We start from the raw sequence: 14065 nt of genomic DNA on the forward strand, positions 1-14065 counted from the left end.
GCACGTAGTGAAACAAGTCTTCTTGCTGCGTCAGTTCTAGGACGCCCTCCTCGTTTCTAGACTCTAACCACCCAGTCAACAAATATCCAAGATCTTCCTGAGGCAATAGCCGCGAAAATTCAGCGTTATCCGTATGGATATCTCCGTTGGGACGGCTCCTTGCAGGAACCCCGGCAGGAATCAATGTCACTGCTTTCCAGCAACGCTCAGGGCCGGCCTTCCAGCGCAAATTTACGTATCTTGGCGTGCATTTAGTCCAAGAATGTGGTTAGGGTAGATGAGTCGATCCCGTTGGATCGATGGCAAAAACTCGAAATGCGTGCAGTATTGATGCACTGAGAGCAGTGCATGGAGACCGTTCTCAATTACGCCATACGAGTAAAGACTTTCTTGCACTTTAGGAGTAACCATGGGTTTCATCGGATGGATTATCTTGGGTCTAATTGTCGGCGCCATTGTTAAGGCAGTTCTGCCAGGACGGGTTAACGGCGGTTGGATCACCAGCCTTGTATTGGGTGTGGTTGGCGCCATTGTTGGAGGATGGATCGGAGACCTTCTCTTCGGCGGCGGAAAAATGGAATTTTGGAGCCTAGGCTCGTGGCTCCTAGCCATTGTTGGCGGCCTGGTTGTTGCGGGCGTCTACGGAGCCATCACCGGCCGCAACAAGTCAGCAGCCTAGCCAGAGCAGCGTGCTAACCAAAGCAGCGTCCACTTCAGGAGGAATGTCCCCATGTTAACGAACGAAGATTCAGCAACCGAAGACCTCAACAAAGTCCTGACGATCATCAATTCGCACCGCATTTGCATGTTCACTACCCAAGGCCCTGACGGCTTGCTAAGTCATCCAATGACGGTTGCCAAGGTCGAGGACGGCGGTGAACTGTGGTTTCTCAGCTCTGCTGGCACCTCCCCTGTTGAACAGGCGCAGCTGGCACCAGAGGTTAACCTTTCCTTCGCGGGAAAAGACCAGTGGCTCTCACTTCACGGACAAGCCGCAGTGATCACCAGTGAAGCGAAAGCGCGGGAATTGTGGAATCCGGCAGCCGCTGCTTTCTACCCGGATGGCCCCGAGTCCAAGGAATTGGTCTTGATCCGGGTGCGCCCCGATGGTGCTCAATATTGGGAATCTCCCGGCGGCGTCTTGGCCACTGTGTTCAAGTGGGCCAAGGCACGCATCAGCGGGGAAAGAATTGATGCAGGAGAAAGCGGCACTGTGGATCTCTGAGCGGTAGATCTCTGAAAGGGTGCTTGCTTTCTTCACGAGCGCAATTTTTCCCTAAAAGAGAGCCAAAACAGGACGGATGGAGTACGTATGAAAGCTGAGTTGACGTTCATTGCAGGCCTTGGCGCTGGATATATTCTAGGAAGTAGGGCCGGGAGGGCTCACTACGATCAACTGAAATCCTCGGTGCAAAAGCTCTGGAATAGAGATGAAGTGCAGGGCACCGTGGCGAGTGTTCAAGAGAGCGTGAAAGCCCAAGCTGGCGAAGCTGTGAACAAGCTGGTTCACCAGGTTCTCCCAGCCAGGGAATCCGTTGCCGAAAATTCCGATGCGTTCCGAGACGCCGGACTCCACAGTGGACGCGGCAGAGGCTAAGCACCGCGGACCAGGTTGACCACTTTGCCAACTGCGAAGAGTTGGTGCTTGAGATGCGGGCACGCATCTCAAGCACCACACCCCTGAGCGCAGCACCAGTCAGCGCAGCACAACGGTCCGGTTACCGTGAAGAATAACGCGACCTTCACAATGCCACTGGACTGCGTTACTCAATGCCTTGCACTCGGTGTCCCTACCCGCCGCCACAAGATCATCGGGTCCGAAGGTGTGGTCAACTTCCACAATTTGTTGGGAAATGATGGGCCCTTCATCGAGCTCGCTGTTGACGTAGTGGGCAGTGGCACGCCCGTCCAGCTTCCGGGTCAAAACATCACTGAGCACCTGCATATAGCGGGCCAACACCACCAGCTCAACGTCCAGCTCATTTACCAATTCCAGTAACCGAGCCTCAGTAGCCGGCTTAGTCGCGGCGGAGATGGGGACATGGAAAAACTGTATGCCATGCCATTGCGCCAACCGCTCATGGTCCAGGTGGTTGGAGACTACAGCAACAATATCCACCGGCAGTTCCCCGGTCTGGGTCCTGAACAGCAAGTCATTGAGGCAGTGCTCAAACGTTGAGACCATGATCAACACCCGCCTTTTGGCGCCATGGGGGCGCATGAAGAAGTGCCCCTTGGGTTCACCTTGGTGACCGCTGGCCCCAACAGCGCCTTGATCAAGATGCCTGCGGTCACTAAATTGCAGGTTATCAATAATGTCCGCCTCGCGCTCCAGCCCTTACCCTTGGCCGGAATCATGGTGTGTGGTGGTCATGGCTCAGCACTCAATCGCGTTCACGGCCAGGCCCCCGCGGGAGGTTTCCTTGTACTTGCTCATCATGTCGGCACCTGTCTGACGCATCGTTTCGATCGCCTTGTCAAATGATACTTTTTGACTACCGTCACCGTGCGTGGTGCATGAGATCGCCAAGACCTTCCCCGATCAGAAATCCGCGATACCTGGGTGTGGTTCCGGTCAGGCATCAACACGGACGGTACCGTGTGCAAGGACATTGACACAGTCTTGGAACCAGGCATGGTGGTCTCCTTGGAGCCCATGGTCACCGTCATGGACGGTCAGCCCGGAGCTGGCGGTTACCGTGAGCACTGCATCTTGGTAATTGGCGAGGACGGCGCTACAAGTTGGGTCTGATCGCCGTGGCCGGGCCGCTCCTGGCGGAACTGGATGAACGCCGCGTGGCCTACCCCATGCTCCAGGCCTTGACCGAGCGCACAGGGGAAACCAGTGCTCTGATGGTGTGGAACGGGCGCGAATCCATGTGTGTGGAACAAATCCCCAGCACCCAGCAGGTCAAGCACACCGCACCCTTAGGCGCCCGGTACAGTGACGCAATGAGCGCCTCTGTCCAAATATTTTTGGCTCTGGAGCCGGAAGAACGGGTACGGGAACTGATAATTAACGGCACCATTCACTTCGCTGGTTTAGATGAAGCCGGGCTGGAGACCTACGCAGTCCGGCTCGGAGACGCAGCAAAACGCGGATATGCCACCAACTATGGGGAGTCGGCCTTAGACGAGGTGGGTGTGGCCGCCCCCGTCTTTGACCACCGCGGTCATCTGGTGGCCGCCGTACTCATCCCCGCGCCACGGTTCCGCGTCTCCCCCGAACAATTGGCAAATTTGGGCGAGGCCGCCAAAAAGTGCGCCCGCGCGATCACCTTGCGGCTGGGTGGCTCCTGAGCGGGCATGAAAAAGTTTTACCGACTGACGGCGGCGCGGCTAAGCCCGTGGGCCGATGACGTCACTGAGAAGTTAGCGAACGTGTCACTTTCCTCCGAAGAGCCGGCTGAACCAGCCGCCGGCAAGGCTCTAGACCGGGCGGGGTTTGGACTGGTCGCTGGGAGCCTGAAGGAATGTCTGGCCTCAGGCCACAGCGAAGACCTGGACAGCGGCAAACTGGAGAAGCTGTTCCTGTCCTTGGCGTAAAACGTGGCGCACCTTCACTGCGGTGGTTCAGCCCTGTTGCGCCCAGGCCACACCATTGAGGGAAATTTCTTGGCTCATGTCATCAAGGAAACGGATCACCACATCGCGTTCTGCCTGACTCAACCGCGCCGCCGCATAGAATCGCTTGGCTTGTTGGCGCCCCACCGTGTCCATGGCCGCTTGCCGGGTTTTCGCAGTGATGGTGATCGCCAGCGCCCGGCGGTCGGTGGGATGGGCCTGACGGATGATGTGTCCCGCACTTTCGAGCCGGTCCAGCAGCTTAGTGGTGGACGCCGTCGAGATTTTCAGGTGAGCGGCAATGGCACCGGGGGTGGCAATGTCTTGGGTGTTCGCCGCTACGATCAAGTAGTGCAGCGCCCGCATATCGGATTGGTTGAGTTTCATGTACCGCAGCGAGGCGTCCGAGAGCTCCTTCTCGGCAACGCGCAGCCTACCCAGCGCAGCCATAAGCTGGCCAATGCTCTCAATTTCGGCCGGGGCCATTGCCGCCCGGTCAATGAGCTGGCTGTCGGGGTCGGCAGCATTCACATCGTAGAGGTTTCTCGGCAATGGAGCTTCATTTTCCTTGATACTTGCCATGAACATAATTCTATCCCAGCTCCTATATAAAGAGCTCCACTTGTTGCAAGCTTTAGTATTTACTAGCTAAACTAGATTAAAATTTGTTAGCGATGGAGAACTGAATATGAGCAGGCATAAAGCCAGCCCTCACGCCGGGAGAAATCCCGGCAAACCACAGCACAAACCCCGAAAATGGCTGAGGACACTGCTGCCGGCGCTGATCATCATCGCTTGGTTTGTTGGCGGCTCCATTGGCGGACCCTACTTTGGCAAGGTCAGCGAGGTCTCATCTAATGATCCAACCACCTACCTGCCGTCCTCCTCTGACGCCACCCAAGTACAAAAACTGCTGAGTGATTTCCGTGACTCTGACGAGATTCCCGCCGTCCTGGTCTTCTCCAGCACCGACACCCTGAGCCTAAATGACATAGCGGCGGTGTCTGAGCAAGTTTCAGAACTGACCAAGATTGCCGGCGTGGGCCAGGACGTATCCCCTGCCATCCCCTCAAAAGACGGCCGGGCACTCCAGGCTTTCGTTCCCATCCAATCCGATGCCGACATTGGTGAGATCGTCACCACCATTGGCACTACTCTGCGCGCATCAGCACCTGAGGGCGTTTCAGTTCATGTCACCGGCCCGGCCGGATTCACGGCAGATTTGATCGAAGGTTTCTCCGGGATCGACGGGATCCTGCTCGGCGTGGCTCTTTTGGCTGTGTTCGTCATCTTGATTGCCGTCTACCGCTCCCTGTTGCTCCCGGTGGCCGTGCTGGCCACCAGCCTGTTTGCCCTGTGCGTGGCCCTACTGAGTGTCTGGTGGCTGGCGAAAGCTGGAATCCTGCTGCTGAGCGGCCAAACCCAGGGCATCTTGTTCATTCTGGTCATTGGCGCCGCCACGGACTACTCACTGCTCTACGTTTCTCGTTACCGGGAAGAGTTGCGTATCTCCACGGATAAATGGTCCGCGAGCATGGCGGCCATCCGCAAGTCCGCAGAACCGATTGCCGCTTCCGGCGGGACAGTTATTGTGGGCTTGCTTTGTCTGCTGCTCAGCGATTTGAAATCCAACAGTTCACTAGGACCAGTAGCTGCGATAGGCATTGTCTTTGCCATGCTTTCTGCCCTGACTCTCCTACCGGCACTGTTGTTCGCTTTTGGCCGCAACGCGTTCTGGCCGCGCCGGCCCAAATATGAACCAAACGTTGTGGCAGCAGAACATGGAGTGCACGCCACGGGTGTCTGGGCCAAGCTGTCCCGAACCATCAAACGCCGTCCGCGCTTGATCTGGATGGTGACCACCGCCGTCCTGCTGATAGGCGTCTTTGGCGCCACCACGCTCAATGCCAGTGGGGTTCCGCAATCGGAGCTGGTACTGGGCTCCTCCGAGGCACGTGATGGCCAAGCCGTCTTAGGCCAGCATTTCCCGGGCGGCACCGGCAGTCCCGTGCTTGTTGTTGTGCCACAGGCGCAGTTGCAGGATGCGGCGGATGTGCTGTTGGCGCAGGAGGGTGTTGACTCTGTCTCAGTTGTTGCGGCAGATGCCCCCGGCGGCAGCGCCACTGTCACAGCCCAAGGCATTGGAGCCATGGGCGCACCCGGGGCAGCAGCTCCCCAACCCACCGTGGCCAACGGGGACATCATGCTCCAAGGCACACTCGCTGCTGCCGCGGATTCTGACGCTGCCTCCTCCGTGGTGCGCAAGCTACGGACCGGCCTCTCCGGCGTTGTCCCGCAAGCTCTGGTGGGCGGTGTCACGGCCACCTCGATTGACACTAACGACGCCTCCATCCATGACCGCAACTTGATCATCCCCGTGGTTCTGGTGGTCATTCTGCTCATCCTTATGATGCTTCTGCGTTCTGTCCTGGCACCGGTGCTGTTGGTCCTGACCACCGTGCTGTCCTTTGGCACGGCCTTGGGAGTGGCGGCCTTTTTCTTCAACCACGTGTTCCACTTCCCCGGCGCCGATCCCGCGGTCCCGCTCTTCGGATTCATCTTCCTTGTAGCCCTGGGCATTGACTACAACATCTTCTTGATGACTCGAGTGCGGGAGGAATCACTCAAACATGGCACCCATGACGGGATCATCCGCGGGCTGGTCATTACTGGTGGCGTGATCACCTCGGCAGGGCTGGTTCTGGCCGCTACTTTCTCGGCTCTTGGTGTAATTCCCATCCTCTTCTTGGCCCAGATTGCCTTCATCGTGGCGTTCGGGGTGCTGCTGGATACCTTTGTGGTCAGGTCATTGCTGGTCCCGGCCCTCAGCTACGATCTGGGCAAAGTCATCTGGTGGCCCTCCAAGCTCTCCCGGGCAGCCACGCACGCCAGCGGCCATGGTGACGGAGGTGCCGACGGTGAGGCTGACGGAGCTGGCGCCGGAGACGGGGCTCACGGCGGCCAGCTAGATACATTGTCCGCTCACCGAAGCTAAGGCAGCAGCTCGAGGCGGTGAGGCGCGCTAGAGCAGCGCCTCACCGCTTCGAGCGCTTTGCTTCATATGCTCATAGGCTGCAAGCGCAGCTGCACGTGATTCCTTGAGGTCTACAACTGGCTCGTGACTAAGTGTCGGGGCAAACTGTGCCTGGTACCGGCCGTGTGGATCGAATTTTTTGGCTTGCAGTACAGGGTTGAAGACCCTGAAATAGGGTGCGGCGTCAGTACCACACCCAGCTACCCACTGCCAGTTCGCCGGATTGGATGCCGCATCAGCATCCACGAGGGTGTCCCAGAACCAAGCCTCGCCGGCTCGCCAATGGATACCCAAATTCTTCACCAGCAAACTGGCAACAACCATGCGCACGCGGTTATGCATCCACCCGATCTGCCATAGTTGGCGCATGCCGGCATCCACCAACGGGAACCCGCTCTCGCCTCGGCACCAGGCAGTGTAAAGCTCATCGATGATTGCTTGGCCCGGCTCGCTCTCACCGGATCCGCTCACAGATGCTCCGCTCGCAGCGCCCGCGCTACCGGGTACGGGCAGCACCGTGGTGGGCCAAGACCAATCAAAGCCGTCAAATTCCGGGCGAAGATTCTGCTGGTGTAAGTGCGGCTGGTGGTAGAGCTGGTTCCAGCAAAAGTCCCGCCAGGCCAGTTGGCGCATGATGGCCCGGGCGCCGTCGGCGGCTTCTCGGTTCGCCGCGGCCAAGGCGCCCAATGCTTCCCATACTTGGACAGGGCTCAGATGCCCCCAGCGCAGTGCGGGCGAAAGCCGGGAGGTTTCATCAGAGCCGGGCCGGTCCCGTCCTGTGAGGTACCCGGCGGCCACCTCATCCAGGACCAGCGCTAGCCTTTCATGGGCGGCACCCTCACCCGGTGTCCAAGCTTTGGCTAGCCCTGCGGACCAATCCGGAGCCTTGGGCAGCAGTTCCCAACTTTCTAGATCGTCGTTGCTGCTTCCCGGCCTAAGCCCATCAAGGTCCAGATGTTCTTGGGCCCTCTCTGGTGCGGGAAGTTCGGGGCGCAGCGGGAGGGCAAGCAGCGCGTTATAGAACGGTGTGAACACCTTGTAGTGCCGTTCTTCCTTGGTCTTAACAACCCAAGGTTCGTGCAACAAGGTGCCGGAGTAGCTACTGACGGAACAGCCAAGTTCCCGCAGGGCTGCCTTGATTTCGGTATCAACGCTGCGTTCTCCCCCACCGTACCGGCGGTTCCAGTGCATGGACAGCCCGTTGGCGGGCAGCCCGAACAGTGTACACAGCTTGCTAACCAACTCGGTGACCAGCGGCGCTGCCGGCCCCTTCAACAGCACCAGCGGAACGTTCAGCGCGTCGAGATCCTTGGATAAGTCCACCAGACTGTGGTGCAGCCACCACTTTGCACCAGCACCCAACGGGCGGATGCCCTCAGACTCTTCATCAAGAACAAACACTGCCACGGTAGGCACGTGAGTATCCGCCATGGCTGCACTGAGTGCGGGGTGATCGGCTAGACGGAGGTCGTCACGGAACCACACAACGTTAATGGCGCTCAGAGCAGTTTTTCTCATGTCGATGCTATTCCTTCTCTCAGGCAGGTGGTGGGCGTCATCGGATAAAGGCATACCAAATAAGAATCATGGTGATGAAGAAACCGGTCATGTAGTTGAGCCACAAGAAACGCACCCAGCCAGCGTGCGCCCGGCCAGAATCCTGATCCCGTAAAAACAGATACGGCAACACATTCAAGATGTAGGGCAGTGCCAACACCGCGGCTAAGGGGCCTGGCCAATCAGTGAACAACAACAAAATGCCGCCTACCGCATAGGCGCCAGCCGCAAACCCCACAGTCAACCGGGCACCCAGCACCGTGCCAATGGAACTTAGCGAGGCCGCCCGGTCAGGAACAATGTCTTGAACCGCGCCGAAGGCCTGGGATGCAACCCCCCAAAGGAAAAATGCAGCAGTCACGGCAACCAATTCGGTGTTGAAATGGGCTCCCGCTAGGACTAGCCCGTAGACCATGGGAGAGACAAAGTGGATGCTGGAAGTCATTGAATCCAGAAAGGGGCGTTCCTTGAACCGCAGATGCGGGGCGCTGTAGGCCACCACTGCCGCCATGGAGAACAGCAACACCAGGTTCGCCTGCCAAGAGCCCACCACAGCCAACACAATGAGGAAGGGAAGCAGCCCTAGAACGCACGCAAAGAGTATTCTGCGGTGTCTGCTCGGATCCACCAGCGCACCCTCCGCGCCACCCTTGCGCGGGTTGAGCAGATCGGATTCGTAGTCAAAAACATCGTTGATTCCGTACATGGCCAAGTTGTAGGGAATGAGGAAAAATACTGTGCCCACCACAAAGATCCAGTCAATGGCACCCGTGCTTAATAAATACGCGGCAGCAAAGGGGTAAGCGGTATTGACCCACGAGACCGGGCGGGAGGTGGCGAAGAGTTCACGCAGCAAAATTTAGAGCCCTTTCCTTGTTGTCTTGGCCGCTGTTGTCTTGGCCGCCGGCTGCTGTTCCACAGACCTCGCAGGTGCGGGCGTGCCCGGGGGGCGGCCGCCGGCAAGCCACCACAGCGCCGGGGCGAAAAACACCACACTCACCGGGTAGCTGAAGTCTTCCAAGGGGGCCAGCCCCACTCGCACGCCCAGTAGGGTCTTTTCGGCATAGGCAAAAAGACCTGAGCCAATCATCACATTGTCAAAAATAGCCGTCAGTAACACCAGGGCCAGCAAGGCAATGCCCAGCGCTGGCGCTACAGTGCGCAAACTGATGCGCCGCACCCAAAGTGCTATAAAAAGCAACAACACCGAACCGGCCAAGAAATACAGCGAAAGCAAGGCAAAACTCACTGCTCCCCCTGACCTGAGCGCTGGGACTGAGCTAGCCCATTGGAACTAGGTGAGTGCTCTAGTTTAAGCAGTTTCCGGTATCCGCTCCAGCGCAGGAATCCTAGCACTGCCAACATGCTCTGGTAGCAGAGGAAGAAAAGAAAAAACGCTTCTTCCATCGGCAGCTGATCGCCAAGCATGATCCCCGTCATGAGAGGAGAATCAAGGTGTAAAAAGATGCCCTGTTTTATGGCGATGACATCCCAGAGCAGGAAAATGCCGGTCCCACCCAGCAGTGAGACCGCTGCCGGTAATGGTTGGGAAAAGAGGAACAGGCGGTATCTGGCATCCAGTAACGCCAGGCAAACAATGAGTACCAACAGAATCAGCAAGTACGTCACCGCTCTGCCCGCCTCTTGGCAGCGCTTTGAATGGCGGGACCAAATTCCAGCGGACCGGGTTTCTTGATCCCGTTGATGCGTTTGGTGACAAGTTCGGCACTGATCAGGCACATGGGGATACCGATCCCAGGGCGTACCGAACTGCCAGCATAATGCAGGCCAGCAACCTTGGGGTTGTGGTTTGCCGGCCGAAAAAATGCGCTCTGACGCAGTGTGTGGGCCAAGCCCAAGGCTCCACCCTGCCAAGCGTTGACGGTGTTGAGGAAGTCAGCAGGTCCGTAGCTTTGACGCACCACAATACGTTCGCGCAAGTCAGGGATCCCGGCCCAGGACGCAATCTGGTCAATCGCGGCGTCTGCTACTTCCTCCACTTGCGCGGCGCCCGTGCCGTCTGGTCCGCCGCCTCCCCACGCGGGCAGTGCCGGTGCGGGGACTAGGACAAAGAGGTTCTCGTGGCCGGCGGGTGCCACCGAAGGGTCAGTGTGGCTGGGCATGCAGACGTACACACTGGTTTCCGGTTCGAGGTCTCGGCCTTGATGGATCCGCGCAAAATTCTCCTCCCAGTCTTTGGTGAAGAAAAGATTGTGGTGATCTAACTGTGGAATTTTCCCCTTAATACCTAAGCACAGCAGCACGGCGCTGGGGCCGGGGTCCCGGCGTTTCCACGAGGCTTGCGAATGTGCACGGAATTCCGGTTGCAGCAAGTCCGCTTCGATATGGTGCAGATCGGCTGCGCCCACGACAACGTCAGCTTCTTGAACATTGTGCTTTATCCCGGACCTAGCGGTATTAATCCACCGGACAGCCTGGACCTGGGGTTTGCCCGTGGTAGCAACATCTATGCCTTCAACCTGAGCCTCGGTGATGATCTCCACACCCGCTTGAAGACAGATCTGCTCCATAGCATCAACCAGGGCGGCAAAGCCTCCCATGGGGTACCCAACACCTTGGGTGAGGTCCAGATGACTCATCAAGTGATACAGGGCGGGGGTTCGCTGCGGGCTGGATCCTAGAAAAACTGCCGGATACCCCAAGATCTGGCGGAGCCTACCGTCGGTGAACCGCTTGGCTACATGCTTCTCCAAGGAGGTGCCCAGAAGCGGCGCAAGTTGTGGCAGCAGCTTCAACGTATGGGGGTTGATGAAGGATTTAATGGAAGAGAAATCGTCGTAGAGGAAATGTTGCAGGGCAAGGTTGTAGCTTTCCTTGGCCTGTTCACGGTATTGGCTCAGTGCTGCACCGCCCCCGGGCGCCAAGCCTTCAAAGACGGCGTCGGCGTTTTCTCCAGTGGAAAGGTCCACGGGCCCGGACTCTCCGGCAAACCACACTCTGTAACCGGGGTCCAGCGCCACCAGGTCCAAGGCTTCCTGCGTAGAACTGCCCATCAGCTCAAACCAGTGTTCAATGACCTCAGGCATCAGATACCAAGAGGGTCCGGTGTCAAAACTGAACCCGTCTCGGTGCAGGCGCCCGGCACGTCCACCTAGGTGCTTTTGTTGCTCTAACAAGGTGACCTTGTGGCCCGAGGCCGCCAATAAGCCCGCGGTGGCCAGCCCGGAAAAGCCTCCCCCGATCACCACCACCTGCTGTGGCCCCGCCGCAGGAGTCTGTTTCTTGTTGGTCTTCACGGTGTGCTGTGCTCCTTGTTTGTTCTGGCTCATCGGCGCAGCCGTGTCAGGGTCTGCGCGGACAATGCCCGAACCGCGATGGCTGCTTTGTGCAATGGCGCTACTGACACGCGCCGCCCCAGCAGCTCTGCTGCGCTGGTGCGGTCCAGCTGAGTGTTGAGCTCACTGAACAAACCATGAGCCACGGACACTGCCACAGCTGCACGTAACGGCAAGAAAGGTATCCCCTGTGCTGCGGCGTTGAGGTCCGCACGGATTTCAGCCACCAGTTGATCCTTGTGTTCTTCAGAGAAGTCTTGCGGATCCAGCCCGGGGAAATAGCTACGGCCCAGTTCGCTTGTATCCGAGGCCAGGTCACGCAGGAAGTTGACCTTTTGAAAGGCAGCTCCGAGCCGTCTAGCGGCAGCTTCCACTTCGGCGTTCTGGCCAGCGTTTGCCGTGGGAGAGGAGAGGAAAACCTTCAAACACATCAGCCCCACCACTTCGGCGGATCCGTAGATGTAGGTATCAAGTGAAGCCTCATCATGGTCAGAGACAGTCAAATCCTTGCGCATCGAGGCAAAAAATGGGCGCGTCAAGGTGGAATCAATGCCGCACTGCCTTGCTGTGCACGCAAAGGCGTGCACAATCATGTTGGTGCTGTATCCGCTAAGCAGAGCCGCCTCAGTCTCCGCTTCCAGCCGGTCCAGCGCTTCCTCCGTGGCGGCTACGCTCAGCCCGGCTTCCCTGGCCACGCCATCCACCACTTCATCAACAAGTCTCACCAAGGCATAGACGTTGGCAATATGTGTCCGTGACGCCTGCCCCAGCATCCGGCAAGCCAGCGAAAAGGATGTTGAGTAGGCACTGATGACCACCCCGGCGCTGCGTCTTGCTGTGGCTGAGTACAGCTCCAACGGCGTCAGACGCTCTGTGCGCGGACCTGTTTTTGCCGATGAATGCTCTGTTGTGTCATGACTCATGATTTAGGCCCCCCTGTTCAAAATGAGTAGCGCGAAGTCCTGGAATTGTTCGCTCACATGTTCCGGTAACCGCATTTGCTGTGCAGACACGATCGCCTTCTCACACAAGTCTTGAGCAAGAGCCCGCGCCTGGGCTTCCACATCCGCAGCTTCCAAAACCGAACGAAGCGATTCCACGGAGTCGGTGTGGGCGCGCAGCATGCTCAGGCTCGCCCCGAATTCGGGCTGTTGGGCTACGAGCGCGGTCAAGATGGTACTTTTCCCCTCACGCAAGTCAGAGTCTATTGACTTTCCGGTCCGGGCTGGGTCCCCAAAAGTTCCCAAAACGTCATCGATCAGCTGATACGCCACCCCGAGCTGGCCGCCAATACTAGCCAGTGCCTCAGCCGCCTCCATGCTCGCACCGGCCAACAACGCACCTGTGTGCAGTGGGAATTTGAAGGAATACGAGGCCGTTTTGAGCTCCTCCATGAGCAACACATCCCGAACCTTTGCCGGGGTTCGGCCCAGCGAATACAGCAGGTCCTCCAGCTCCCCAGCGCCTGCGTGATGGATGGCCCGCTGAAAGGAACTCTCCAAGGCTGCCGCGTGCGGATGGGAGCCGCCGGCGCGCAGCGCCAGTGAAATGGAGGCAGAGAGCAGCAAGTCTCCGGCGATGATTGCGGCACTGTGACCTGCATGTTCGGCATCAAGCAAGCTCTCGCCGGTGTGGAGGGCATCATCACGGTACAGGGCGGAAAGGGTGGGGCGCCCTCTGCGCGTGAAGTCCCTATCAATCACATCGTCATGAAGGAGCAACGAGGTGTGCAGCAGTTCAAAAGCGCAACCCATACTGACGATCCGGTCATTGCTTGGCCTGCTCCCGCGCAACGCTGCAGACCCTTCTCGAGCAAAGGCGTCATGGCCAAGTTTTACTAGGCGGGGACGGGTCAGTTTGCCGCCGTGCAGCGATCCACCAATCCGTGACCATAAAACTTCTGTTGCCGGCGAATACTGTGCGGCGTCTGTTGTGTAGTTTTGCACTATCTGGGAAAGTTCTCCGCGCACACTAGCGTCAAAGGCCGCTTCCTGCTCGGTGCTAAAACCAGCTGGCTGCGGCGTGGTGGTGGTGGTCCAGGTCGACAAGCTCATAATTGTGTTCCCCTTTTCGCCGTCGCGGCCGCTGCCAAGGTGTCAATGCGGCAATGAATTGCTGCCAGTACGTGTTCTAGATAGCTTGTCACTATCTGCTGCTCATGAGCGGAGATGTTGTTCATTGATTCACTGGAAGCGTCAAAAAGCGGACGCATGGCAGCCACTACCAGTTCCACTGTGCCGGTACTGGGACGAATCAAGATACTTCTTCGGTCTGCGGGGTTGGGTGTGCGAACAACCCTGCCGCGGGCGCTGAGCCTGTCAATCAGTGCGGTGGTGGCTGCAGTGGATACCCGCAGTTTTGCGGCCAACTCGCTCGGTGTCAGCGGCGTTCCAAAGGTGAGGTGTTGCAGCGCGTCAAAATCTGTTTCGTTGATTTCGAGCTCGCGGCACAAGGAGTGCTTCAGCGAATCATTAAAGAGAAGAACCTCATGTAGCAGCCGTGATGCGCCCTCTTTGGCGGGATCTTGGAAAGTTTCTGACATTTTTTACCTCGATGGGTTGATTGCTCTCCTATCTAGATACATTATGGGGTAAGTAACTAACAACTGTCGAGT

15 protein-coding genes and 3 pseudogenes are annotated in these 14065 nt (G+C 58.0%); 7 read left to right on the top strand and 11 right to left on the bottom strand.

Annotation, left to right across the window (positions count from 1 at the left end):
- Window positions 1–409: 409 nt before the first annotated feature.
- The 3 genes from ABIB48_RS14160 to ABIB48_RS14170 all read left to right on the top strand — a co-directional run bounded on the left by ABIB48_RS14160 (window position 410) and on the right by ABIB48_RS14170 (window position 1597).
- Window positions 410–679 carry a GlsB/YeaQ/YmgE family stress response membrane protein gene (locus ABIB48_RS14160; protein WP_110107127.1) on the top strand — a complete coding sequence of 90 codons (270 nt, stop codon included), beginning with the start codon at window positions 410–412 and terminating at the stop codon, window positions 677–679.
- Window positions 680–730: 51 nt separating this feature from the next.
- On the top strand, window positions 731–1225 hold the full coding sequence (locus ABIB48_RS14165) for a pyridoxamine 5'-phosphate oxidase family protein (RefSeq protein ID WP_315914854.1): 495 nt from the start codon (window positions 731–733) through the stop codon (window positions 1223–1225).
- An 87-nt stretch (window positions 1226–1312) separates the two neighbouring features.
- Window positions 1313–1597 (top strand): hypothetical protein, encoded by a 285-nt coding sequence (locus tag ABIB48_RS14170; protein ID WP_354213405.1) that lies wholly within the window; start codon window positions 1313–1315, stop codon window positions 1595–1597.
- Window positions 1598–1696: 99 nt separating this feature from the next.
- Here the strand turns inward: ABIB48_RS14170 and ABIB48_RS14175 are convergent, their stop codons facing one another.
- Window positions 1697–2335 carry a formyltetrahydrofolate deformylase gene (locus ABIB48_RS14175; protein ID WP_502914139.1) on the bottom strand — a complete coding sequence of 213 codons (639 nt, stop codon included), beginning with the start codon at window positions 2333–2335 and terminating at the stop codon, window positions 1697–1699.
- 42 nt (window positions 2336–2377) lie between these two features.
- Window positions 2378–2509, bottom strand: a pseudogene (locus tag ABIB48_RS14180) (L-serine ammonia-lyase, iron-sulfur-dependent, subunit alpha); the annotation flags it as partial.
- Between the two features lies 1 nt (window position 2510).
- Here ABIB48_RS14180 and ABIB48_RS14185 point away from each other — a divergent pair.
- From ABIB48_RS14185 to ABIB48_RS14195, 3 genes and pseudogenes are all read left to right on the top strand, one after another.
- A pseudogene (locus ABIB48_RS14185) lies at window positions 2511–2752 on the top strand (hypothetical protein); the annotation flags it as partial.
- Window positions 2734–3300, top strand: a pseudogene (locus ABIB48_RS14190) (IclR family transcriptional regulator); the annotation flags it as partial. The pseudogenes ABIB48_RS14185 and ABIB48_RS14190, both read left to right, overlap by 19 nt.
- Window positions 3301–3306: 6 nt before the next feature.
- The gene (locus ABIB48_RS14195; protein WP_179442350.1) at window positions 3307–3546 is read left to right on the top strand and encodes a hypothetical protein; all 240 of its coding nucleotides are present in this window, start codon (window positions 3307–3309) and stop codon (window positions 3544–3546) included.
- Between the two features lie 27 nt (window positions 3547–3573).
- On the opposite strand, the gene ABIB48_RS14200 is transcribed toward ABIB48_RS14195, so the two are convergent.
- Window positions 3574–4146 (bottom strand): MarR family winged helix-turn-helix transcriptional regulator, encoded by a 573-nt coding sequence (locus ABIB48_RS14200; RefSeq protein WP_110107188.1) that lies wholly within the window; start codon window positions 4144–4146, stop codon window positions 3574–3576.
- A gap of 106 nt (window positions 4147–4252) precedes the next feature.
- Between ABIB48_RS14200 and ABIB48_RS14205 the strand changes: the two genes are divergently transcribed.
- The gene (locus ABIB48_RS14205; protein ID WP_354213406.1) at window positions 4253–6559 is read left to right on the top strand and encodes an MMPL family transporter; all 2307 of its coding nucleotides are present in this window, start codon (window positions 4253–4255) and stop codon (window positions 6557–6559) included.
- A gap of 27 nt (window positions 6560–6586) precedes the next feature.
- Here the strand turns inward: ABIB48_RS14205 and ABIB48_RS14210 are convergent, their stop codons facing one another.
- The 8 genes from ABIB48_RS14210 to ABIB48_RS14245 are packed head-to-tail and all read right to left on the bottom strand — an operon-like array spanning window position 6587 to window position 13993.
- On the bottom strand, window positions 6587–8116 hold the full coding sequence (locus ABIB48_RS14210; RefSeq protein WP_354213407.1) for a cryptochrome/photolyase family protein: 1530 nt from the start codon (window positions 8114–8116) through the stop codon (window positions 6587–6589).
- Between the two features lie 37 nt (window positions 8117–8153).
- A complete protein-coding gene (locus ABIB48_RS14215) occupies window positions 8154–9011 on the bottom strand; it encodes a prenyltransferase (RefSeq protein WP_354213408.1) in 858 nt (285 codons plus the stop codon).
- A 3-nt stretch (window positions 9012–9014) separates the two neighbouring features.
- Complete coding sequence (locus ABIB48_RS14220) at window positions 9015–9404, bottom strand: lycopene cyclase domain-containing protein (RefSeq protein WP_354213409.1); 390 nt, start codon at window positions 9402–9404, stop codon at window positions 9015–9017.
- The gene (locus ABIB48_RS14225) at window positions 9401–9784 is read right to left on the bottom strand and encodes a lycopene cyclase domain-containing protein (RefSeq protein ID WP_354213410.1); all 384 of its coding nucleotides are present in this window, start codon (window positions 9782–9784) and stop codon (window positions 9401–9403) included. The genes ABIB48_RS14220 and ABIB48_RS14225 overlap by 4 nt, the downstream gene beginning before the upstream one ends.
- On the bottom strand, window positions 9781–11445 hold the full coding sequence (gene crtI / locus ABIB48_RS14230; RefSeq protein ID WP_110107136.1) for a phytoene desaturase family protein: 1665 nt from the start codon (window positions 11443–11445) through the stop codon (window positions 9781–9783). The genes ABIB48_RS14225 and crtI overlap by 4 nt, the downstream gene beginning before the upstream one ends.
- Window positions 11442–12374 (bottom strand): phytoene/squalene synthase family protein, encoded by a 933-nt coding sequence (locus ABIB48_RS14235; protein WP_110107137.1) that lies wholly within the window; start codon window positions 12372–12374, stop codon window positions 11442–11444. The genes crtI and ABIB48_RS14235 overlap by 4 nt, the downstream gene beginning before the upstream one ends.
- Before the next feature lie 3 nt (window positions 12375–12377).
- On the bottom strand, window positions 12378–13505 hold the full coding sequence (locus ABIB48_RS14240; protein WP_354213411.1) for a polyprenyl synthetase family protein: 1128 nt from the start codon (window positions 13503–13505) through the stop codon (window positions 12378–12380).
- Window positions 13502–13993 (bottom strand): MarR family winged helix-turn-helix transcriptional regulator, encoded by a 492-nt coding sequence (locus ABIB48_RS14245; protein WP_354213412.1) that lies wholly within the window; start codon window positions 13991–13993, stop codon window positions 13502–13504. Before ABIB48_RS14245 ends, ABIB48_RS14240 begins: the two co-directional genes overlap by 4 nt.
- Window positions 13994–14065: the final 72 nt, after the last annotated feature.

It is taken from the genome of Arthrobacter sp. UYCu511, assembly GCF_040547105.1.
Taxonomy (GTDB): domain Bacteria; phylum Actinomycetota; class Actinomycetes; order Actinomycetales; family Micrococcaceae; genus Specibacter; species Specibacter psychrochitiniphilus.

What these genes read in the sequence shown, in the direction of transcription:
- ABIB48_RS14160 (WP_110107127.1), top strand. Translation starts at nt 410, where the DNA reads ATGGGTTTCATCGGATGGATTATCTTGGGTCTAATTGTCGGCGCCATT.
- ABIB48_RS14165 (WP_315914854.1), top strand. Translation starts at nt 731, where the DNA reads ATGTTAACGAACGAAGATTCAGCAACCGAAGACCTCAACAAAGTCCTG.
- ABIB48_RS14170 (WP_354213405.1), top strand. Translation starts at nt 1,313, where the DNA reads ATGAAAGCTGAGTTGACGTTCATTGCAGGCCTTGGCGCTGGATATATT.
- ABIB48_RS14195 (WP_179442350.1), top strand. Translation starts at nt 3,307, where the DNA reads ATGAAAAAGTTTTACCGACTGACGGCGGCGCGGCTAAGCCCGTGGGCC.
- ABIB48_RS14200 (WP_110107188.1), bottom strand. Translation starts at nt 4,146, where the DNA reads ATGGCAAGTATCAAGGAAAATGAAGCTCCATTGCCGAGAAACCTCTAC.
- ABIB48_RS14205 (WP_354213406.1), top strand. Translation starts at nt 4,253, where the DNA reads ATGAGCAGGCATAAAGCCAGCCCTCACGCCGGGAGAAATCCCGGCAAA.
- ABIB48_RS14210 (WP_354213407.1), bottom strand. Translation starts at nt 8,116, where the DNA reads ATGAGAAAAACTGCTCTGAGCGCCATTAACGTTGTGTGGTTCCGTGAC.
- crtI (WP_110107136.1), bottom strand. Translation starts at nt 11,445, where the DNA reads ATGAGCCAGAACAAACAAGGAGCACAGCACACCGTGAAGACCAACAAG.
- ABIB48_RS14235 (WP_110107137.1), bottom strand. Translation starts at nt 12,374, where the DNA reads ATGAGTCATGACACAACAGAGCATTCATCGGCAAAAACAGGTCCGCGC.
- ABIB48_RS14240 (WP_354213411.1), bottom strand. Translation starts at nt 13,505, where the DNA reads ATGAGCTTGTCGACCTGGACCACCACCACCACGCCGCAGCCAGCTGGT.
- ABIB48_RS14245 (WP_354213412.1), bottom strand. Translation starts at nt 13,993, where the DNA reads ATGTCAGAAACTTTCCAAGATCCCGCCAAAGAGGGCGCATCACGGCTG.